The following is a 20,064-nucleotide window of genomic DNA, read 5'->3' on the forward strand; positions in this document are numbered from 1 at the left end:
GCATCCCGTCAATAGTTGCACTTTTGCAACTAACGGCGTATGGTTGACACTTATCAACTTTCTACGCTGGAGCGTTCCCCTGTGACAACCATCTCTTCACCCGCGCACGACACCGTGCGCTCACCGCGCGAGGTCTTCACCGCGATCTCCGGGCTCGTCGTCGGCATGTTCGTCGCCGTGCTCTCGGGCACCGTCGTGTCGACCTCGATGCCGGTCATCATCGCCGACCTCGGCGGCACGCAGTCCCAGTACACCTGGGTCATCACCGCGAGCCTGCTCGCCACCGCCGTCTCCACCCCGATCTGGGGCAAGCTGGCCGACCTCGTCGACCGCAAGATCCTCGTGCAGATCTCGCTCATCCTCTTCACGGCCGGCACCGTGATCGCCGGATTCTCGACCGACACGAACATGCTCATCGCGGTGCGCGTCATCCAGGGCATCGGCGTCGGCGGCCTCATGTCGCTCGTCATGATCGCGGTCGCCCTCATCATCTCGCCGCGTGAGCGCGGCAAGTACATGGGCGTCGTCGGCGGCATCATGGCCCTCGGCACCATCGGCGGCCCGCTGCTCGGCGGACTCCTCACCGACGTGTGGGGCTGGCGCTCGAACTTCTTCGTCGGCGTGCCGTTCGCCCTCCTCGCCCTCGTGCTCCTGCAGTTCACGCTGCACCTGCCCAAGCCGCAGCGAGACAGCAAGGTCTCGATCGACTACTTCGGGATCGTGCTGCTCGCGGTCGGCGTCTCGACCCTCCTCATCTGGGTCTCGATGGGCGGCAGCCAGTTCGAGTGGGACTCGTCGACCAGCATCATGCTCGCCGTCATCGCCGGCGTCGCGATCGCCGCGTTCATCACCGTCGAGTTCTTCGTCAAGGAACCGATCGTGCCGATGTCGCTCTTCCGCAACCGCACCTTCACGCTCTCGGTCATCGCGTCGATCGCGATCGGCGTCTCCATGTTCGCCACCTCGGTGTTCCTCGCCCAGTACTTCCAGCTGGCCCGTGGCGCCACGCCGACCGAGTCGGGTCTCATGACGATCCCGATGATCATCGGCCAGATGGGCGCGTCGATCATCATCGGCCAGCTCGTCAGCCGCTTCGGCAAGTGGAAGGGATGGATGCTCACGGGCTCCGTGCTCACCACGATCGGCGTGAGCCTGATGTCGACGCTGCGCTACGACACCCCGTTCCCGCTGGTGGCCGTGTACATGTTCGTGCTCGGCGCGGGTCTCGGCATGGTCATGCAGAACCTCACGCTCATCGTGCAGAACGACACCGCCCCGCAGCAGCTGGGTGCGGCCTCGTCGAACGTGAACTTCTTCCGCACGATCGCCGGCACCATCGGCGTCACCGTCATGGGCTCGCTGCTCTCGACGAGCGTCGCCGGGTACATGACCGACTCGCTGAAGGACTTCGTGCCGTCGACGCAGGACGAGATCGACGCGCTGCAGCACCTCGCCTCGGGTGACGTGCCGAAGGTCGGTCAGCTGCCCGACACGATCCGCGCGATCGTCGAGGGGGCCTACGGCCACGGCATCGCGGATGCCTTCATCATCGCCATCCCGCTCGCGGTCATCGCCGTCATCGCGATCGCGTTCCTCAAGAACAAGCCGCTGTCGACCAAGAATGCCGCCGAGCAGCTGCGCGAGCAGGCCGAGGAGTCGGTGCTCGAGGTCTCCGAGGCCGAGGTCGGTGCGACGATGTCGACCGGTGCGATCCGCATCGCGGGCACGGCATCCGCTTCTCCCTCCTCTCCGTCTGCTCCGTCGACCGGTTCGGTGACGACCGTTCTCGAACGCGACGGCCGGGAGTCGAGGGGCTGAGATGATCGGCTCGGATGCCGTCGCATCGCCCGACGCGGAGACCGCGCTGGGTGACCTGCAGACGCACCTCAACCTCATCTTCGCCCGCACGCGGACGCTGTGGCGGGAGTCCGCCGCCCGCATCTCGCCCGAGCTGCAGGTGGGTGGCTACAAGCTGCTGACCTTCATCGATCGAGCCGGCTCCGTCAGCGCGCACGAGTTGGCGGAGCGGTTCGAGATGGACAAGTCGGTGGTGAGCCGCCAGGTGCGGATGCTCGAGGATCTCGGTCTGATCGAGTCCCGTCCCGACGAGCGCGACGGGCGCCTGCGGGTGCTGACGGCGACGCCGTCGGCCTGTGCGGCGCTCGCCGAGCTGCGCCGCGACCACGGTGTGCGGCTGCGCGCGGTGGTCGCCGAGCTCACGCCCGAGGAGATCCACGCGGCATCCAAGGTCTTCCGGCTGCTGTCGGAGGTGTGACGCACGAAGCCCCGCCGGGCGGTCGACGGCGGGGCTTCGTTGTGCGCCGCCGTTAGGCTGGCGATCATGAGCGCCTCGACCGACGAACCCGCCCGCGAGGGCGCGCCCGCCGCGCAGTCCGCCGCGCAGTCCGGCACGCAGCCCGGCAGTGTCGACATCGACCAGGCGGTCTCGCGCGTCGAGCACGAGCTGGGTCGGCTGTTCGCGCGCATCCGGGTGAGCTGGCGCGAGGCGGCGACCACCGTGCATCCGGATCTGCAGCCCCTCGGCTACCAGGTGCTCACGTCGATCGCGACGGGCAAGGCGACCTCGGCCGGCGCGATCATCGAGCGCCTGCAGACCGACAAGTCGGCGGTCAGCCGTCACGTGCGCCAGCTCGAGCAGCTGGGACTGGTCGAGAGCGTTCCCGACCCCGACGATCGCCGGGCCCGTGTGCTGGTCGCCACCGATCTCGCGCAGGAGCGGGTCGCGCTCGCCCGCTCTCGCTACGAGGCGCGCCTCGCCGAGCGGTTGAGCCGCTGGTCGGCCGAAGACCTCGATCGCTTCTCGGAACTGCTGGCCGCCTTCGGCGACTGAGGCCCGTCTCCTCCGCTATTGGGGTGGGCGCTCAGCACAGCCGGTGGGGGCGACGCTGTGGCGTCGCGACGGTGACGACCGGCATCCGCCTGGCTAGCCTGGAGGAATGGAGAGCTTCGACTTCCCCTCCGTCGATCTGGCGTACCTCAGGTCGACGCTCGGTGAACCCGAGGCGCCGACCACGCAGAAGATCACGAATTTCCTCGATGAGAACTGCCTGACCTTCCTCGCGCACTCGCCGTTCTGCAGCCTGGCGACCGCGGATGCCGCGGGCAACTGCGACAGCTCGCCGCGTGGCGACTATCCCGGTTTCGTGCGGGCGCTCGATCCGCGCACCCTGGTGATCCCCGACCGGCTCGGCAACAAGATCGCCGACTCGATGACCAACATCATCGACAACGGGCACATCGGACTGCTGTGCTTCGTGCCGGGCATGACCGAGACGCTCCGCATCAACGGCACGGCGACCGTCACGAACGACCCCTCGCTGCTGGCGATGCTCGAGCAGGACCACGCGGTTCCCGATCTCGCGATCGTCGTGCGCACCGAGCAGGTGTACCTGCACTGCGGGCGCGCGCTCGTGCGGGCGGGTCTCTGGGACGCCGAGATGCAGGACCTCGCCGAGGAGGTGCCGACCTCGGGCACGATCTGGGCGAGCATGTCGGGCTTCGATCCCTCGGTCGGCGACGTGATCGACGACGCGATGGCCGGCGCCTACCGGAACCTGTACTGAATGCGGTCCCGTGCGGGGATGCTCCCCCTCGTCGTGAGCGAGATCGTCCGTGAGACGCCCTCGATCGTCAGCATCCGTCTCGCCGCGCCCGACGGCACCGCGCTGCCGCCGTGGCAGCCGGGGGCGCACGTCGACGTGCAGCTCATCACGCGGCACGAGCGCCAGTACTCGCTGTGCGGCGACCCCGCCGATGCGCACGGCTATCGAATCGCCGTGCTGCGCGAGGAGTTCTCGCGCGGGGGCTCGCACTACATCCACTCGTTCCTGCGGGCGGGGAGCCGGGTGTGGGTGCGCCCGCCCCGCAACCTCTTCACCCTGTCGGATGCCCCGGCTTACCACCTGCTCGCGGCGGGCATCGGCATCACGCCGATCCTCGCGATGGCGCGGCATCTGGCCGCCGAGGATGCCGACTGGCGGATGACGTATCTGGTGCGTCGGCGCGAGGACGTGGCCTTCGCTGACGATCTCGCTGCCCTCGGCGATCGCGTCACGATCCATGTCGGCGCCGAGGCCGGGCGGATGGATCTGGCCGAGCTCTACGCCGGCCTCGCGCCCGGCACCGCGGTCTACGCCTGCGGACCGCAGCGCTTCGTCGACGCGCTCGACGACCTCGCGGGTGCCCTGCCCGGCGGTGCGAGTCTGCACGTGGAGCGCTTCGAGCCGAAGCCGCGCGAGTTCCGGCCGAACGAGGCGTTCACCGTGGTCTGCGCGGGCAGTGACACCACGGTCGAGGTGCCGGCCGAGCGTTCGATGCTCGCCGCGCTGCAGAGTGCGGGCGTGCCCGTCGAGGGCTCGTGTCTGCGGGGCATCTGCGGCTCCTGCGCGGTGACCGTGCTCGACGGCATCCCCGAGCATCGCGACTCGCTCACCGGTGACGACGCGTCGATGACGATGTACCCGTGCATCTCGCGGGCGCTGTCGCCGACGCTCGTGATCGACGCCTGAGGCAGAGCTGCTCGCCTCCGCGCCGCCTCAGCCCCGCCTCCCCGTTGGGCGGAGAACTCCGTGTCGGGCGGAGATTCCGGGAACAAACATCCGCCCGACGCCGAGAACTCCGCCCATCGCGGGGGTCTCAGCGCGAGGTCGGCGGCAGTTTGTCGACGCCGTGCCGGTTCGGTTTGCCGGGCTCGGCGGCCGTGTCGGGCGACACGCTCCCGTGCTCGGCGGGCTCGCTCGAAGTCGGGTAGCTGGGCTCGTCGATCTCGACGGCCTTATCGCGCTCATCGAGCGGGGGCAGATGGTCGAGGGGCTGCTTGATGTCATCGGGGTTGTGGCTCATACCTCACCATCCGCTGCCCGGTGGTTCGCAGGCCAGGGGGTTGAGAACCCGCGGGGGCTGTGATGGGGTCGGAGGCATGCGCTCGCGACCCCTGCTCGTCTTCGACGGCGACTGCGGGTTCTGCACGACCGCGGTGAGCGTGCTCGAGAAACGGCTCGCGCGTTTCCCCGACGCCGAGCCCTGGCAGTGGCTCGACCTCGATGCGCTCCGCCTGAGCAACCACGACGTCACGCGCTACGTCTGGCTGGTCGTGGGGGAGCAGCGGTTCCGCGGGCACGCGGCCTTCGCTGCACTGCTGCGGATGCAGCCCGGCCGGTGGATGCGATTCCTCGGACGGATGCTGGTGACCCCGCCGTTCGCGTGGGCGGCGGCGCTCGGCTACGCCCTCGTCGCCCGCTTCCGGCACCGCCTGCCGGGCGGGACGGCCGCCTGCGCGATGCCGAGGGGACACGCCCGAGGCTCTAGTTAGGATTACCTACCCTAACTAAATTCTTGTTACGGTCGAAGGGCTCCCCCTTCCACCGACAGATTGGTCTTCGCCGTGCTCCGCCGGTCCTCTCTCGCTGCCCTCGTCGCCGCCTCCGCCCTGCTCCTCGCCTCCTGCGCCTCGACCGGAGACACCGCGGAACAACCGGAATCGGGGGAGGGCGTCACGCTCGAACACCCCTCGCTCCAGGGGCTGTCGATCGACTTCGCCGCGCAGCCCGAGAGCATCGTGATGGACTGCTACGCCTACAGCTCGCTGCACGAGTACGGCATCGAGCCCGTCGCCCTCTTCGGCTACGAGTGCGACAACCCCTTCGTGATGGGCGATGCCGACATCTCCGACATCCCGAAGATTGGCACCGACGGCGAGATCGACGTCGAGAAGCTCGCCGAGCTGCGCCCCGACGCGATCATCGGTCAGGGCACCGCCGACGGCTGGCAGTGGTTCGATGAGGACGTGAACGCGCAGATCACCCGCGTCGCCCCGTTCGTGCCGCTGCCCGGCAGTGAGACGATCGACGGTCGCATCGCCGACACCCGCACGATCGCCGCGTTCTTCGGTGCCGACGTCACCTCCGACGCCATCGTGCAGTCCGACGCCGACCTGGAAGACGCGAAGGAGGCCTTCAGCGCGGCGATCACCGGCAGCGGTCTGAACATCATGCTCACCAGCCCCGCGAAGGAGATGCTGTACACCGGCGTCGGCTTCGCCCAGGCCGAACTGCTCGAAGAACTCGGCGCGACCATCGTCGGCGCCGACGCCCCCGAGACCGGCAACCCGTGGGGGCAGGTCGCCTGGGAGGATGCCTCGACCTACCCGGCCGACATCCTGCTCATCGAGGGCTACGGCGACGACTTCTCCTTCACCGCCGACCTCTGGGACGCGCTGCCCGCCGTGCAGGCCGACCAGCTCGGCGCCTGGAGCTCGAAGGGCGCCATGACGGCCACGACGTACGCGGCCTGGCTGAACGACGTCGCCGACCTCGTCTCGTCGTCGACGAAGGTCTCCTGACCGTCGGATGAACCCGCAGCCCGCGGCATCCGGGCCCGCCCCGAACACCCTCGTGTCCGGGGCGGACCCGCGCCCGCCCTCGCCCCGCTCCTCGCCCGTCTCCGCCACCCGCTCCTCCGCCGGGCGGCGGTGGGTCGGGCTCGTACCGCTCGCGATCCTCTGCGTCGCAGCCCTCGCCGCCAGCATGCTCGTCGGCTCTCGTGCCGTTCCGCCGGCCGAGGTGATCCAGGCCCTCCTGCATCCCGACCCCGCCGACGCGATCTCGCAGACCGTCTGGTTCTCGCGCGTTCCGCGCACCGTGCTCATCCTCGTCGCCGGTGCCGCGCTCGGCGTCGCCGGGGCGCTCATGCAGGCCGTCACCCGCAACCCCATGACCGACCCCGGCATCCTGGGTGTGAACGCGGGGGCGTCGCTCGCCGTCGTCGTGGGACTCGCGTTCTTCGGCACGACCGACATCTCGCAGTACATGTGGTGGTCGTTCGCGGGGGCGATGATCACCTCGGTGCTCGTCTTCGTGATCGGCAACACCGGCACCGCCCGCGGCAACCCCGTGCGCATGACCCTGTCGGGCGTCGCGCTCGGCGCGGTGCTCATGGGGTTCTCATCGGCCGTGCTGCTGACGCACTCCGAGATCCTCGAGAAGATGCGCGGGTGGTCGGCGGGCACCACGGCCTCGCAGCCGCTCGAGGCGACGCTCGCGATCGTGCCGTTCATCGTCGTGGGCCTCGTCATCGCCCTGCTCAGCTCGCGCTCCCTCGACGTGCTGTCGTTGGGTGAGGCATCCGCCGTGGCGATGGGGGCGCATCCGAACCGCATCCGTCTCGTCGTGCTCGTCGCGATCGCCCTGCTCGCGGGCGGCGCGACGGCCGCGGCCGGGCCCATCGGGTTCCTGGGGTTGCTCGCCCCGCATCTCGCGCGCATGATCGTCGGCCCGCACCAGGGGTGGATCCTCGCGTACTCGGTGCTCATCGCGCCGACCGTCATGGGGTTCGCCGATGTGCTCGGCCGCGTCATCACCGCGGGTGAGGTGCCGGTGGGTGTGGTGACCGCGTTCATCGGAGCGCCCGTGCTCATCTACATGGTGCGGCGCTTCCGCGTGTCGGAGGTGTGAGGCGATGACCGACCTCGACTTCGGCCGACGCGTGCACCGCATCGGTCCGCGCTCCCGCCCGTTCCTGCTCGTCGACGCGCGCTCGGCCCGCATCTGCGCAGGGCTCTGGATCGCGATCGTGCTGCTCGCCGTCTTCGCCGTGTTCTCGGGCTCCGCGCAGATCACCCCCATCGAGGCGCTCACGGCGCTCGTCGGCCAGGGCGATGCCTACACCTCGATGGTCGTGCTCGAGTGGCGCGCGCCGCGCATTCTCATGGCGGTGCTGCTCGGCGCGTGCCTGGCGATGAGCGGCGCGATCTTCCAGAACCTCACCGGCAACCCGCTGGGCTCGCCGGACGTGATCGGATTCCAGACCGGGTCGTACACCGGCGCGATCGTCGTGATGCTGCTGCTCGGCGGCGGCTCGGTCGATACCATGGCCGGGGCGCTCGCCGGGGGTGTGGCGACCGCGTTCCTCGTGTTCCTGCTCTCGTCGAAGCGTGGGGCGGTGCGCGGGGTGCGGCTCATCATCGTGGGGATCGCGGTCAGCGCGATGCTCGCCTCGGTGAACGTGTGGATCCTGCTGACGGCGACCGTCGAAGACGCGATCATGGCGAGCCTGTGGGGTGCCGGCAACCTGTCGGGCGTCTCGTGGGCGACGTTCCTGGGAGCGTTCGGCGGATCGGCGGTCTTCCTGATCGCCGCGATGGCGTTGAGCAGACCGATGCGATTGATGCAGATCGGGATGCCGTTCGCCACCGCCCTCGGCCAGAACGTGCGCGCGGTGCAGGTGGCGGCGATCGTGATCGGCGTCGGACTCACCGCCCTCGCCACCGCGACCGTCGGACCGATCTCGTTCATCGCGCTCGCGGCCCCGCAGATCGCGCGCCGCGTGGTGCGCTCCGACGGGCTCGCGCTCGGCCCGACCGCCGCCGTGGGGGCGCTGCTGCTGCTCCTCGCCGACGTCGTGGCGCAGCGCATCCATCCCGATTCCCCGCTGCCCGTCGGCATCGTCACGGTGTCGATCGGCGGACTGTACTTCCTGTGGCTTCTCCTGCGAGAGGGAAAGAAGAGATGACCCGACTGATGGTCGACGGGGCCGCGCTCGGCTACGCCGACAAGCTCGTGTGCGCCGATGTGTCCGTCGAGATCCCCGACGGCGCGTTCACCGTGATCGTGGGGCCGAACGCCTGCGGCAAGTCGACGCTGCTCAAGAGCCTGACCCGGCTCCTGCCCCCTACCCGGGGGAGCGTGCTGCTCGACGGCAAGAGCCTGCACGACCTGCCCACCAAGCACGTGGCGCGCGAGGTCGGCCTCCTCCCGCAGGGGCCGGTGGCGCCGGACGGCATCCGCGTCGTCGATCTGGTCACGCGGGGGCGGTACCCGCACCAGCGTCTGTTCGCGCCGTGGTCGCCCGAGGACGAGGCCGCCGTCGCCGAGGCGATGGACGCCACCGGCATCCGTCATCTGTCGGGTCGGATGGTCGACGAGCTCTCGGGCGGGCAGCGGCAGCGCGTGTGGATGGCGGTGGCGCTGGCGCAGCAGACGCCGATCCTGCTGCTCGACGAGCCGACGACCTATCTCGACGTCAGTCATCAGATCGAGCTGCTCGAACTGTGCCGCACGCTCAACCGCACGCAGGGGCACACGCTCGTCGCCGTGCTGCACGACCTCAACCAGGCCGCGCGCTACGCCGATCACGTGATCGCGATGAAGGACGGCGAAGTGGTCGCGACCGGCGCCCCCGGTGAGGTGATCACCGAGGCGCTGGTGGCCGACGTGTTCGGGCTCGACGCGCGGGTGATCGCCGATCCCGAGTCGGGGAGCCCGCTGGTCGTGCCGCGCTGGCCGCACGGCTGAGTTCCGGGGCGCGAGGGGTCACGACACGCCGCGAACGGATGCCGAGGCGCGGCGTGTCGTGACTCCTCGGCGAGGGGCGTCAGCCGCGCGGCGGCGCCGTCGACGCGCGCACGATCAGCTCGTGCGAGGTGCTGACGGTGCGGGCCTCGTCGCTCGCGGGCCGCAGGATCAGCGCGACGGCGTGCTGCCCCATCTCGAACATCGGGATGCGGGCGGTGGTGAGCGCGGGAGCGACGTCGGCGGCGACCGCGATGTCGTCGAAGCCGACGACCGACAGATCGTCGGGAACGCGGATGCCCTGCTGGCGCAGTTCGCTCAGGATGCCGATGGCCATGGCGTCGTTGAGGCCGACGATCGCGGTGAGGTCGCGGCCCCGGAATTCGCCGTCGACGAGTTCGCGGGCGCCGGCGATACCGCCCTCGCGCGTGAACTCCTTCGACACCACGGTGAGTTCGACCTCGGCATCCGCGATGCCCTCGCGGAGCCCGGCGATGCGATCGGCGACGGTGTTGAGCTCGAGCGGGCCGGCGACGACGCCGATGCGGCGGTGCCCGAGGGCGGCGAGGTGCGCGCCGACCGAGACGCCGGCGCGGTGGTTGTCGGGCAGCACGGCGTCGATCGGCAGGTAGTGGCGGCCGATGACGGCGGCGCGCCCGCCGGCGAGCGCGAACTCGGCGAGGGCGGCGGTCATCTTCTGCTCGTGCTCGGGGTCGGCGTACCCGGAGCCGGCGATGATGATCGACCCCACTCTCTGCCGGAGCAGCGCCTGCACCTGGGCGAGCTCGCTCTCGGGGGTGCGGTCGGCCTGGGCGATCTGCACGGAGCGGTTCTCGAGGGTGGCGCTGCGGATGACGCCGCTGGCGATCTCGGAGAAGTAGGGGTCGCCGATCTCGTGCACCAGCAGACCGATGGTCGGCACGAGCCCGCCCGCGAGGCCGCGAGCGTGCAGGTTGGGTTCGTAGCCGAGCTCCTGCGCGACGCGTCGCACGTGGGCGGCGACCTCGGGAGAGATGCCCGAACCCCCGCTCATGGCGCGGGAGGCGCTCGCCAGGGAGACCCCGGCCGCCTCGGCGACGTCCACGAGTCGCGGCGTACCTGTACGCTTCACGAAAACCTCCCCCTGGAGCAAAATCGACGCTGATCGCGCTGTGGGTTGCTCTCGTTCTTCCACGCAAGTATAGTGGCGGAAGCGCTTACGAAAGCGCTTTCGCTTACGATGACGTAGGAGACACCCGCATGACTGCACGCCGCCAAGGTCGACGGATTGCCGCAGCGATCGGATCGTTGACGATCGCCGCCCTCACGGTTTCGGCCTGTTCCGGAACCGGTGACCAGTCGGAAGGGGGTGGATCGGACGACCCCATCGTCATCGGCATCTCGCTGCCGCTCACCGGCGACTTCTCGGAGCCGGGCAAGGGCGTCGAGCGGGGCTACGAGGCCTGGCGAGACATCATCAACGAGAACGGCGGACTGCTCGGTCGCCAGGTCGAGCTGAAGATCCTCGACGACCAGTCCAACGCCGACCGCGTCGTCTCGGACTACGAGTCGCTCATCGCCCAGGACGGCGTCGACCTGGTCTTCGGCCCGTTCTCGACCCGCCTGGTCGTGCCCTCGGCGCGTGTCGCGCAGGAGTACGGCATGCTCTTCGTCGAGCCGGCGGGAGCCGCGGCCGAGGTGTTCGAGCAGGGCTTCGACAACCTCTTCTACGCCGCCCCCGCGATCGCGAACGATCACTACAACAACCTCGCCGACTACCTGCTCGCCCTTCCCGAGGACCAGCGTCCCGAGACCGCGGCCGTCGCTGCGATGGACGACCCCTTCGCGCAGGGCACCGCTTACGGTCTTCGCGACAAGCTCGAAGAGGCCGGGGTTGAGATCCTCGTCGACGAGGTCTACCCGCCCAACACGACCGACTTCTCGACGATCGCGGCGAAGATCGCGCAGTCGGATGCCGACATCGTGATCGGCGGCACCCAGTACCAGGACGCGGTCAACCTGATCATCGCGCTGCAGCAGCTGAACTACCAGCCCGAGCTCGCCGCGTTCTCGACCGCCCCGACCAACCCCGAGTTCGCCGCGGCGATCGGCGGGGCGACCGAGGGCATCCTCGCTCCCACCGGCTACTCGCCCGACTCGCAGTTCCCCAGCAACATCGAGTTCGTCGAGAAGTACACCGAGATGCACGGCAACCCGCCGGCCGAGGACGAGGCGAACGCCTACACGACCGGCCAGGTCGTGGCCGCGGCCGTCGAGGCCGTCGGCTGCGCCGAACAGGGCGAGTGCCAGCAGCAGCTCATCGACTGGCTCCGTGACAACGAGGTGGAGACCGTGGTCGGCCCCCTGAGCTGGGACGAGACGGGCAAGCCGACCGGCGCCCACCTCATCCAGCAGTGGGTCGGCGGCGAGATCCGCATCGTCCTCCCCGAGGACGTCAAGGAGACCGACTTCCTCTTCCCGAAGCCGACGTGGTGATCCGCACATCGTGAGTGGAGCACTGCTACTTCAAAGCCTGATCCTCGGCGTGCTGCTGGGAGGGCTCTACGCCCTCCTGGCCGCAGGCCTCACCCTCTACTTCGGCATCATGCGCGTCGTGATGATCGCGCACTCCGCGTTCCTCATCCTCGCCGCGTACCTCGCCTGGTGGTTCAACCGCGAGACCGGGCTCGACCCGCTCATCTCGCTGGTCGTCACCGTGCCGCTGTTCTTCGTGACCGGCGTCGTGATGCAGCGTCTGCTGGTGTCGCGGCTCAAGCCGCTGACGCTCACCATGATGTCGGTGCTGCTCACCTTCGCGGTGGCGCTGATCATCGAGGGGGCGCTCGGGTTCTTCTTCTCGGGCACCCAGCGGCGCATCCCGCTGCCGTACGCCAGCGCGAGCCTCGACTTCTTCGGCGCCCAGGTGCCGGTCGTCAAGCTCATCGCGTTCGGTCTCGCGGCCGTGGCGCTCGCCGGCCTCTTCGTGCTGCTGAAGTACACGCGGTTCGGGCAGGCGCTGCGCGCCACGATCCAGCACCCGGAGGCGGCGCGGCTGGTCGGCATCAACACCGACCGCGTCGCGGGCTACGGCTTCGGCCTCGGCCTCGCGACCGCCGCGATCGGCGGCACGGCGCTCTCGCTCGACGCCACGATCTACCCGTCGCTGCACTGGCACTGGATCGGACCGCTCATGGCGATCATCGTCGTCGGCGGTCTCGGCAGCATCCCGGGCGCGGCCATCGCGGCGCTCGTCCTCGGAGTCGCGCAGAGCCTGCTGCAGCTCCCCCTCGGACCCACGTGGGCGCAGACGATCTTCTACGTCGCCCTGTTCGCCACGCTGATGTTCCGCCCGCAAGGATTCTTCGGAGGTCGTCTTGCCCAGCGTTTCTAGCCGCGAACCGATCGCGACCGAGACGGTCGTCATCGCTCCGCCCGCTCCCACCCGTCGTCGTTCGACGACGTGGATCAAGCTCGCCGCTCTCGTCATCGGCGCGGCGCTCATCCTCTCGTTCCCGACCATCGCCCCGAACCCGTACATCCTGTCGGCCGGCGTCGTCATCCTCAACTACGCCGTGCTGTCGACGGGGTGGAACTTCATGGGCGGGTTCACGGGGTACATCTCCCTGGGGCACGCCGCGTACTTCGGGCTCGGGGCCTACGGCACCGCGCTCCTGATCAAGTACCTGGCGCTGCCGGGCTTCGTCGCCTGGATCCTCGCCGCTCTGCTCGTCGCGGTCATCGCGATCCCGATCGGCATCGCCGCCCTCCGGGTGCGCGGAGCGTCGTTCGTGATCGTCTCGATCGCCTTCGTGCTCATCATGCTGCTGGTCTTCCAGAGCTGGCGCGAGGTGACCGGCGGCTCCGAGGGACTCAACGTCCCCCGTCCGTTCCCCGGCATGCTGCGCCCCGAGCACCACCGCGTGTTCTTCTACCTGTTCGTCGCCCTGCTCGCGTTCGCGCTGCTGGTGTGGTGGATCATCGACCGGTCGAAGTTCGGCACCGCGCTCAAGTCCATCCGCGAGGACGAGGACAAGGCGCAGTCGCTGGGCGTGCCGACCACCCGCTACAAGCTCATCGCCTACATCCTCTCGGCGCTGTTCGTGTCGCTGGGCGGCGGGCTCTACGCCCTGTGGTTCGGCGACCTCGACCCGATCTTCCAGTTCTCGATCCTCATCGGTTCGTACATGGTGCTCATGGCGCTGCTCGGCGGGGTGCGCAACCTCTTCGGCCCGCTCCTCGGAGCCGTCGTCGTGGGTGTCGCCCTCGAGTACTTCAAGCTCGAGTTCGGTGACACGCAGTTCCACCTCATCGCCACCGGCATCCTGCTCGGCATCGTCGTGCTCTTCATGCCCGACGGCGTCATCCCCGCGGTGCGCAACCTCGTCACCCGCAGATCCGACCAGGCCTCGATCCGCGAGGTGACCGCCGGCGAACTCCTCGAGCAGAACGAGAAGCGAACAGCGGATGCCGCGGCGAAGGAGACGTCAGCATGAACGCCGCCACCACCACGCTCGACAGCCTCAGCACCGTCGAGATGACCAAGAGGTTCGGCGGCGTGACCGCGGTCGACGCCGCCACGGTCACCTTCCAGGAGGGCAAGGTCAACGGGCTGATCGGGCCGAACGGCTCGGGCAAGACGACCTTCTTCAACTGCGTGACCGGCATGATCAAGCCGGACTCCGGCGAGGTGCGGTACCGGGGGCAGGCGATCACCCGCAAGTCGCCCGACCGCATCGCCCGTGCGGGCATCGGCCGCAGCTTCCAGCTGTGCCGGGTGTTCCCGCGCATGACGGTGATGGAGAACCTGCTGGTCGCGGTGCGCAGCACGAGCATCCGCCAGCAGCTGCGCTCGGCGCACGATCCGGAGGAGCTGGAGCGGGCCCGCGGTTGGCTACGGCGCGTCGGCATCGATCACCTCGAGCACGCCGAGGCCCGCAACCTCAGCTACGGCCAGCAGAAGCTGTTGGAGCTGGCGGGAGTGCTCATGGGCGAGCCCGACACGATCATGCTCGACGAGCCCGCCGGTGGCGTGAACCCCGCCCTCATCGGGCGCATCGCGACCCTCGTGCGCGAGCTCAACGAGGAGGGCAAGACCTTCATCATCGTCGAGCACAACATGGAGATGGTCATGAGCCTGTGCGACCACGTGATCGTGTTCGACCGCGGGCGTCCGATCGCCGCGGGCACCCCCGAGATCATCCAGCAAGACCCGCGAGTCCTGGAGGCCTACCTTGGAGTCTGAAGCGAAGAACCTGCTCGAGCTGCGCGACATCGAGGCCGGGTACGGCCGGGCGGCGCTCGTGCTGCGCGGTCTGACCGTCGAGGTGCCGCCGGGATCGGTGGTCTGCCTCGTGGGGCCGAACGGCGCCGGCAAGTCGACCGTGCTGAAGGTCGCGAGCGGCATGCTCAAGCCGCGCTCGGGGAAGATCGAGGTCGACGGCCGCGACATCACCGGCGAGGGCCCGCAGTCGATGCTGCGCCACGGCCTCGCTCACGTGCTGCAAGGCCACAGCGTCTTCCGCGAGATGACGGTCGGCGAGAACGTGATGCTCGGCGCCTTCACCCTCAAGGACCAGAAGGTGATCCACGAGCGCGTGGAGTTCGTGCAGAACCTCTTCCCCATCGTGGGGGAGCGGTGGAAGCAGCTCGCCGGGCTCCTCTCGGGCGGCCAGCAGAAGCAGGTCGAGTTCGCCCGGTCGCTCATGGTGAGCCCCAAGGTCGTGCTCCTCGACGAGCCGTCGATGGGCCTCGACCCCAAGACCACCGAGAAGGTGTTCGAGCAGATCGTGCGCATGCGCGATGCCGGAACCGCGGTGCTGCTCGTCGAGCAGAACGCGCGACGGGCGCTCGAGACCGCCGACATCGGCTGTGTGCTCGACCTCGGTCGCGTGCACATCTCTGGCCCGGCATCCGAACTGCTCGCCGACCCCACTCTCGCCGCGCTCTACCTCGGCGGCAAGCCCGCCGCGGCCGGCAACTGACTCGCATGAACAGCACCCTGACGGAAGAACGGAACGAGATGTCACTCACCACCACCGCCTCTCCCGAGGCTCCCGCATCCACTCCCGCGAAGACGCGCGAGATCGGCATCATCATGAACGGCGTCTCGGGACGCATGGGCTACCGCCAGCACCTCGTGCGCTCGATCCTCGCGATCCGCGACGAGGGCGGCATCGAACTCTCCGACGGCACGAGGGTGACGGTGCGGCCGCTCCTCGTCGGCCGCAGCGAGACGAAGCTCGCCGAGCTCGCGGAGCGCCACGGCATCGCCGACTACACGACGGATCTCGATGCGGCGCTCGCCGATCCGCAGTGGGAGATCTACGCCGACTTCCTCGTGACGAAGGCGCGGGCCACGGCGCTGCGCAAGGCGATCGCGGCCGGCAAGACGATCTACACCGAGAAGCCGACCGCCGAGTCGCTCGAGGAGTCGCTCGAACTCGCCCGCCTCGCCCGCGAGGCCGGCGTCAAGACCGGTGTCGTGCACGACAAGCTCTACCTCCCCGGTCTGCAGAAGCTCAAGCGACTGATCGACTCGGGCTTCTTCGGGCGCATCCTCTCGGTGCGCGGCGAGTTCGGCTACTGGGTCTTCGAGGGCGACTGGCAGCCCGCGCAGCGCCCGAGCTGGAACTACCGCACCGAGGACGGCGGCGGCATCATCGTCGACATGTTCCCGCACTGGAACTACGTGCTCGAGAACCTGTTCGGTACGGTCGAGAGCGTCTACGCGCAGGCGGCCGTGCACATCCCCGACCGCTGGGACGAGCACGGCGAGCGCTACATCGCCACCGCGGAGGACGCGGCGTACGGCATCTTCGAGCTCGAGGGCGGGGCGATCGCGCAGATCAACTCCTCGTGGACCGTGCGCGTCAACCGCGACGAGCTCGTCGAGTTCCACGTCGACGGCACGCTCGGCTCGGCGGTCGTCGGGCTCTTCGGTGCCAAGATCCAGCACCGCAACGCCACCCCGAAGCCGGTGTGGAACCCCGACCTCGCCGACGACCACGACTACGCGGCCGACTGGGCCGGCGTGCCGACGAACGAGGTCTTCCAGAACGGTTTCCGGCAGCAGTGGGAGGAGTTCCTGGAGTCGTACGTTCTCGGCACCGACTACGCGTTCGACCTGCTCGCGGGTGCCCGCGGCGTGCAGCTGGCCGAGGCCGGACTCGCGTCGTCGCGCGAGGGGCGCAAGATCGAACTGACCCCGCTCACCGAGGGGTGACGACCATGGGCGCGCTCACCCTGCTCGCCCCGGACGGCTCGACCTCGCAGGTCGAGCTGTCCGAGGCGCCCGCCTACACCCGCCCCGACGGCCCGTTGCGGAGCCGCGTGGCCTACGCCGCGGCGCACGTCGTGCCGAAGGTCGCGGGAGACAACACCCCGGGGCGTCCCGCCGAGATCGACTGGGATGCGACGCTCGCCTTCCGCCGCCACGCCTACGCGTGGGGGCTGGGCGTGGCCGACGCGATGGACACCGCCCAGCGCAACATGGGATTGGATGCCGCGGCCACCCGCGAGCTGATCTCGCGCTCGGCCGCGGTCGCCCGAGAGGAGGGTGGCGCGGTCGTCGTCGGGGTCAACACCGACCACGTCGATGAGGAGCAGATCACGGTGGATGCCGTGATCGACGCCTACAAGACGCAGCTGCACTTCACCGAGGAGCAGGGCGCCGGCCCCGTGATCATGGCGTCGCGCCACCTGGCCCGTGCCGCCCGGTCGGCCGACGACTACCGCCGGGTGTACCGCGAGGTGCTGGGGGCGGCGACGACCCCGGTCGTGCTGCACTGGCTCGGCACCGCCTTCGACCCCGTGCTGCAGGGGTATTTCGGCTCGGACGACTGGCGCGCGGCAGCCGATGTGCTGATCGAGATCATCGGCGAGAACCCCGACAAGGTGTCGGGCGTCAAGATGAGCCTGCTCGACGCGGCATCCGAGGTCGCCGTGCGCGACCGCCTGCCGGACGGCGTGCGCATGTTCACCGGCGACGACTTCAACTACGTCGGCCTCATCGGCGGAGCGGACGTGCCGGATGCCGCGCAGCCCGTGAGCGAGGCGGCCGAGCCGCGTCGGCACTCCGACGCGCTGCTCGGAGCCTTCGCGGCGCTGACGACGTCGGCCTCGGCGGCGATCCAGGCGCTGGATGCCGGCGACCCCGGCCGCTACCTCGAGATCCTCGGCCCGACCGAGGCGCTGAGCCGGCAGATCTTCGCCGCACCCACCTTCTACTACAAGACGGGCGTCGCGTTCGTGTCGTGGTTGAACGGTCACCAGTCCGCGTTCCAGATGGTCGGCGGCCTGCACTCGGCGCGCAGCCTGCCGCACCTGTCGCGCATCGTCGAGCTCGCGAACGAGGCGCGCGCGCTGGAGAACCCCGACCTCGCGGCCGGGCGCTGGCAAGCGCTGCTGAAGCTGAACGGTGTTCTCGCATGAATGGAGTGCTCGCATGACCGCGCCCGATCCCCGTCTGTCGATCAACCAGGCCACCATCAAGCACGCCGACCTCCGCACCGCTCTCGACGTCACGCGCGACGCCGGCATCGAGGCGATCGGTCTGTGGCGCGAGCCCGTGCAGGCCGTGGGGCTCGAGACCGCGGCGGCGATGCTCGCCGACTCGGGACTGCGCTTCACGACGCACTGCCGCGGCGGGTTCTTCACGGTGCCCGATGGCGACGCCCGGCGTGCTTCGCTCGACGACAACCGCGTCGCGATCGACGAGACCGCGGCGCTCGCCGCCGCCGGTGCTGCCGGATCGACCGCCGTGCTGGTGCTCGTCGCCGGCGGGCTGCCCGAGGGCTCGCGCGACATCGCGGGAGCCCGCGAGCGGGTGCGCGACGCGATCGGCGATCTCGCGCCCTACGCCGCAGAAGCGGGGGTGACGCTCGCGATCGAGCCGCTGCATCCGATGTACGCGACCGACCGCTGCGTGGTCTCGACGCTCGGACTGGCGCTGGACATCGCCGCCGACTTCGACGCGCAGGTGGTGGGTGCCGCCGTCGACACGTTCCACATCTTCTGGGACCCCGACGTGCTCGCGCAGATCGCCCGCGCCGGACGCGAGGGGCGCATCGCGACCTATCAGGTGTGCGACTGGAAGACCCCTCTGCCCGCCGACGTGCTGCTCAGCCGGCACTATCCGGGCGAGGGCGTGATCGACCTGCGCACCCTCACCGAGGCCGTGGTCGCCACCGGGTACGACCGCGACATCGAGGTCGAGATCTTCCACGCCGACATCTGGGCCGACGATCCGGCCGTCGTCGTGCGGCGCACGGCCGAGACCTTCGGGCGCAGCGTCTCGCCGTTCCTCGCGCCGGCGGACTCTCGCGCCGCCCCTTCTCGACCGGCCCCTTCTCGACCGGCCCCTTCTCGACCGGCATAGGGTCGAGAGCGTGCACACCGTCGTCCTCGCCCCCGACAGCTTCAAGGGCACGATCGGTGCCGCCGACGTCGCCGCCGCGCTCGTGGCGGGGTGGGGCTCGGTGCGCCCCAACGATCGTGTGGTGCTGCGGCCGATGGCCGACGGGGGAGAGGGCACGGTCGATGCCTTCGCCGCCGCGGTCGATGGCGCTGTGCGCGTGCCGGTACGGGTGACGGGTCCGGACGGTGCGCCCACGGATGCCGCGTGGCTGAGGCTGCCGGCGACGCCCGACGCCCCGGGCGGCACGGGTGTCGTCGAGCTCGCCTCCACGAGCGGCATCGAACTGCTCGGCGAGCGGCGCATCGGGGAGGAGGCGCACACGCTCGGATTCGGACAGGCGATCGCCGCCGCCCTCGACGCCGGGGTCTCGCGCCTCGTGCTCGGGATCGGGTCGAGTGCGTCGACCGACGGCGGGACCGGGATGCTGACGGCGCTGGGCGCGCGGTTCCTGGACGCGTCCGGGGCGCCGATCGCGGTCGGTGCCCGCGGGCTCGCCGAGCTCGCGTCCGTCGATCCGACCGGGCTGCACGCTCTGCCCCCGGGTGGCGTTCTCGTGCTCAGCGACGTGACGAATCCACTGGTGGGTCCGCTCGGGGCGGCGGCGGTGTTCGGCCCGCAGAAGGGGCTCACGGGCGACGCGATCGCGCGCGCCGATGCGGGGCTCGCGCGACTCGCCTCCCTGCTGCCCGTTGATCCCGAAACCCCGGGTGCCGGCGCGGCCGGAGGCACCGGCTTCGGCCTGCTGGCCTGGGGTGCGCGACTCGTGGCCGGTTCGGCCGAGGTCGGCGAACTCGTGGGCCTCCCGGGTGCGCTGGCCGAGGCATCCGCTGTCGGTCCCACCGTCGTGATCACCGGCGAGGGCGCGTTCGACGGGCAGTCGGGCGCCGGCAAGGTGCCCTCGTACGTCGCGGCCACTGCGCTCGGCGCCGGGGCCGATGCTCTCCTCGTGGCCGGGCGGATCGACGCGGATGCCGACACCTCGGTGTTCGCCGCGCACGCCTCGCTGACCGAGCTCGCGGGGTCGGGGGAGGCCGCGATGCAGGACCCGGCGCGCTGGCTGCACACCGCCGGGGCGTTGCTCGCGCGCTCGCTGGGCTGACCGCGGGGTGGGGCCCTTCGACAGGCTCAGGGACCCAGTAGGTGCGTCGGGGTGGGGCCCTTCGACAGGCTCAGGGACCCAGTGGCGTGAAGCCGGGTCGCTGAGCCTGTCGAAGCGTCCCCGCCCTCGGCACAGATGACCCTTGCCTCCCCCACTCCTCCACGCTAGCCTCGACGAAAGCGGTTGCGAAAGCGCTTACGCATGCGCTTCCGTACCGCTGATCGCCCTCCCCTCTGCAGTGCCGCCCCGGGGAGGAGCGCGAC

At 69.9% G+C, this 20,064-nt stretch carries 21 protein-coding genes; 19 read left to right on the forward strand and 2 right to left on the reverse strand.

The genetic code is table 11. The annotated features are described in order from the left end of the window. Positions 1 to 39 precede the first annotated feature (39 nt). The 5 genes from KZC52_RS13680 to KZC52_RS13700 all read left to right on the forward strand — a co-directional run bounded on the left by KZC52_RS13680 (position 40) and on the right by KZC52_RS13700 (position 4,529). Complete coding sequence (locus tag KZC52_RS13680; RefSeq protein ID WP_281731264.1) at positions 40 to 1,818, forward strand: DHA2 family efflux MFS transporter permease subunit; 1,779 nt, start codon at positions 40 to 42, stop codon at positions 1,816 to 1,818. A 1-nt stretch (position 1,819) separates the two neighbouring features. Further along, positions 1,820 to 2,275 carry a MarR family winged helix-turn-helix transcriptional regulator gene (locus KZC52_RS13685; RefSeq protein WP_247624597.1) on the forward strand — a complete coding sequence of 152 codons (456 nt, stop codon included), beginning with the start codon at positions 1,820 to 1,822 and terminating at the stop codon, positions 2,273 to 2,275. Positions 2,276 to 2,341: 66 nt separating this feature from the next. Then, positions 2,342 to 2,851, forward strand: a complete 510-nt coding sequence (locus tag KZC52_RS13690) for a MarR family winged helix-turn-helix transcriptional regulator (protein ID WP_247624598.1) — start codon at positions 2,342 to 2,344, stop codon at positions 2,849 to 2,851. A gap of 106 nt (positions 2,852 to 2,957) precedes the next feature. Beyond that, positions 2,958 to 3,584 (forward strand): MSMEG_1061 family FMN-dependent PPOX-type flavoprotein, encoded by a 627-nt coding sequence (locus KZC52_RS13695; protein ID WP_247624599.1) that lies wholly within the window; start codon positions 2,958 to 2,960, stop codon positions 3,582 to 3,584. An 18-nt stretch (positions 3,585 to 3,602) separates the two neighbouring features. Then, positions 3,603 to 4,529, forward strand: coding sequence for a PDR/VanB family oxidoreductase (locus tag KZC52_RS13700; RefSeq protein WP_247624600.1), 927 nt, complete (start codon positions 3,603 to 3,605; stop codon positions 4,527 to 4,529). A 127-nt stretch (positions 4,530 to 4,656) separates the two neighbouring features. Here the strand turns inward: KZC52_RS13700 and KZC52_RS13705 are convergent, their stop codons facing one another. After that, complete coding sequence (locus KZC52_RS13705; RefSeq protein WP_247624601.1) at positions 4,657 to 4,863, reverse strand: hypothetical protein; 207 nt, start codon at positions 4,861 to 4,863, stop codon at positions 4,657 to 4,659. A 76-nt stretch (positions 4,864 to 4,939) separates the two neighbouring features. On the opposite strand from KZC52_RS13705, the gene KZC52_RS13710 reads away from it, so the two are divergent. The 5 genes from KZC52_RS13710 (at position 4,940) to KZC52_RS13730 (ending at position 9,311) form a co-directional block, all read left to right on the forward strand. After that, complete coding sequence (locus tag KZC52_RS13710) at positions 4,940 to 5,332, forward strand: thiol-disulfide oxidoreductase DCC family protein (RefSeq protein WP_247624602.1); 393 nt, start codon at positions 4,940 to 4,942, stop codon at positions 5,330 to 5,332. Between the two features lie 72 nt (positions 5,333 to 5,404). Beyond that, positions 5,405 to 6,361, forward strand: a complete 957-nt coding sequence (locus KZC52_RS13715) for an ABC transporter substrate-binding protein (RefSeq protein ID WP_247624603.1) — start codon at positions 5,405 to 5,407, stop codon at positions 6,359 to 6,361. 7 nt (positions 6,362 to 6,368) lie between these two features. Next, the gene (locus tag KZC52_RS13720) at positions 6,369 to 7,472 is read left to right on the forward strand and encodes an iron chelate uptake ABC transporter family permease subunit (protein WP_247624604.1); all 1,104 of its coding nucleotides are present in this window, start codon (positions 6,369 to 6,371) and stop codon (positions 7,470 to 7,472) included. Between the two features lie 4 nt (positions 7,473 to 7,476). After that, positions 7,477 to 8,529, forward strand: coding sequence for a FecCD family ABC transporter permease (locus tag KZC52_RS13725; protein WP_247624605.1), 1,053 nt, complete (start codon positions 7,477 to 7,479; stop codon positions 8,527 to 8,529). Continuing rightward, positions 8,526 to 9,311 (forward strand): ABC transporter ATP-binding protein, encoded by a 786-nt coding sequence (locus KZC52_RS13730; RefSeq protein WP_247624606.1) that lies wholly within the window; start codon positions 8,526 to 8,528, stop codon positions 9,309 to 9,311. Before KZC52_RS13725 ends, KZC52_RS13730 begins: the two co-directional genes overlap by 4 nt. A gap of 79 nt (positions 9,312 to 9,390) precedes the next feature. On the opposite strand, the gene KZC52_RS13735 is transcribed toward KZC52_RS13730, so the two are convergent. Then, entirely contained in the window at positions 9,391 to 10,419 is a 1,029-nt protein-coding gene (locus tag KZC52_RS13735; protein ID WP_247624607.1) for a LacI family DNA-binding transcriptional regulator, read from the reverse strand. 128 nt (positions 10,420 to 10,547) lie between these two features. Between KZC52_RS13735 and KZC52_RS13740 the strand changes: the two genes are divergently transcribed. Genes KZC52_RS13740 through KZC52_RS13780 form a run of 9 tightly spaced genes read left to right on the forward strand, consistent with a single transcriptional unit; the run spans position 10,548 to position 19,801 of the window. Continuing rightward, a complete protein-coding gene (locus KZC52_RS13740) occupies positions 10,548 to 11,783 on the forward strand; it encodes an amino acid ABC transporter substrate-binding protein (protein ID WP_247624608.1) in 1,236 nt (411 codons plus the stop codon). A 10-nt stretch (positions 11,784 to 11,793) separates the two neighbouring features. Beyond that, on the forward strand, positions 11,794 to 12,678 hold the full coding sequence (locus KZC52_RS13745) for a branched-chain amino acid ABC transporter permease (protein ID WP_247624609.1): 885 nt from the start codon (positions 11,794 to 11,796) through the stop codon (positions 12,676 to 12,678). Continuing rightward, positions 12,662 to 13,780, forward strand: a complete 1,119-nt coding sequence (locus tag KZC52_RS13750; protein ID WP_247624610.1) for a branched-chain amino acid ABC transporter permease — start codon at positions 12,662 to 12,664, stop codon at positions 13,778 to 13,780. The genes KZC52_RS13745 and KZC52_RS13750 overlap by 17 nt, the downstream gene beginning before the upstream one ends. After that, a complete protein-coding gene (locus KZC52_RS13755; RefSeq protein ID WP_247624611.1) occupies positions 13,777 to 14,529 on the forward strand; it encodes an ABC transporter ATP-binding protein in 753 nt (250 codons plus the stop codon). Before KZC52_RS13750 ends, KZC52_RS13755 begins: the two co-directional genes overlap by 4 nt. Then, the gene (locus KZC52_RS13760) at positions 14,519 to 15,268 is read left to right on the forward strand and encodes an ABC transporter ATP-binding protein (RefSeq protein ID WP_247624612.1); all 750 of its coding nucleotides are present in this window, start codon (positions 14,519 to 14,521) and stop codon (positions 15,266 to 15,268) included. The genes KZC52_RS13755 and KZC52_RS13760 overlap by 11 nt, the downstream gene beginning before the upstream one ends. Positions 15,269 to 15,306: 38 nt before the next feature. Continuing rightward, positions 15,307 to 16,509: a Gfo/Idh/MocA family protein gene (locus tag KZC52_RS13765; RefSeq protein WP_247624613.1), complete on the forward strand. Its 1,203-nt coding sequence runs from the start codon at positions 15,307 to 15,309 to the stop codon at positions 16,507 to 16,509. Between the two features lie 5 nt (positions 16,510 to 16,514). Beyond that, complete coding sequence (locus KZC52_RS13770; RefSeq protein ID WP_247624614.1) at positions 16,515 to 17,717, forward strand: dihydrodipicolinate synthase family protein; 1,203 nt, start codon at positions 16,515 to 16,517, stop codon at positions 17,715 to 17,717. Between the two features lie 13 nt (positions 17,718 to 17,730). Next, on the forward strand, positions 17,731 to 18,663 hold the full coding sequence (locus KZC52_RS13775; RefSeq protein WP_247624615.1) for a sugar phosphate isomerase/epimerase family protein: 933 nt from the start codon (positions 17,731 to 17,733) through the stop codon (positions 18,661 to 18,663). A gap of 10 nt (positions 18,664 to 18,673) precedes the next feature. Next, the gene (locus KZC52_RS13780; protein WP_247624616.1) at positions 18,674 to 19,801 is read left to right on the forward strand and encodes a glycerate kinase; all 1,128 of its coding nucleotides are present in this window, start codon (positions 18,674 to 18,676) and stop codon (positions 19,799 to 19,801) included. The last annotated feature ends 263 nt before the right edge of the window (positions 19,802 to 20,064 follow it).

Source organism: Microbacterium galbinum (assembly GCF_023091225.1).
Classification (GTDB): Bacteria; Actinomycetota; Actinomycetes; order Actinomycetales; family Microbacteriaceae; genus Microbacterium; species Microbacterium galbinum.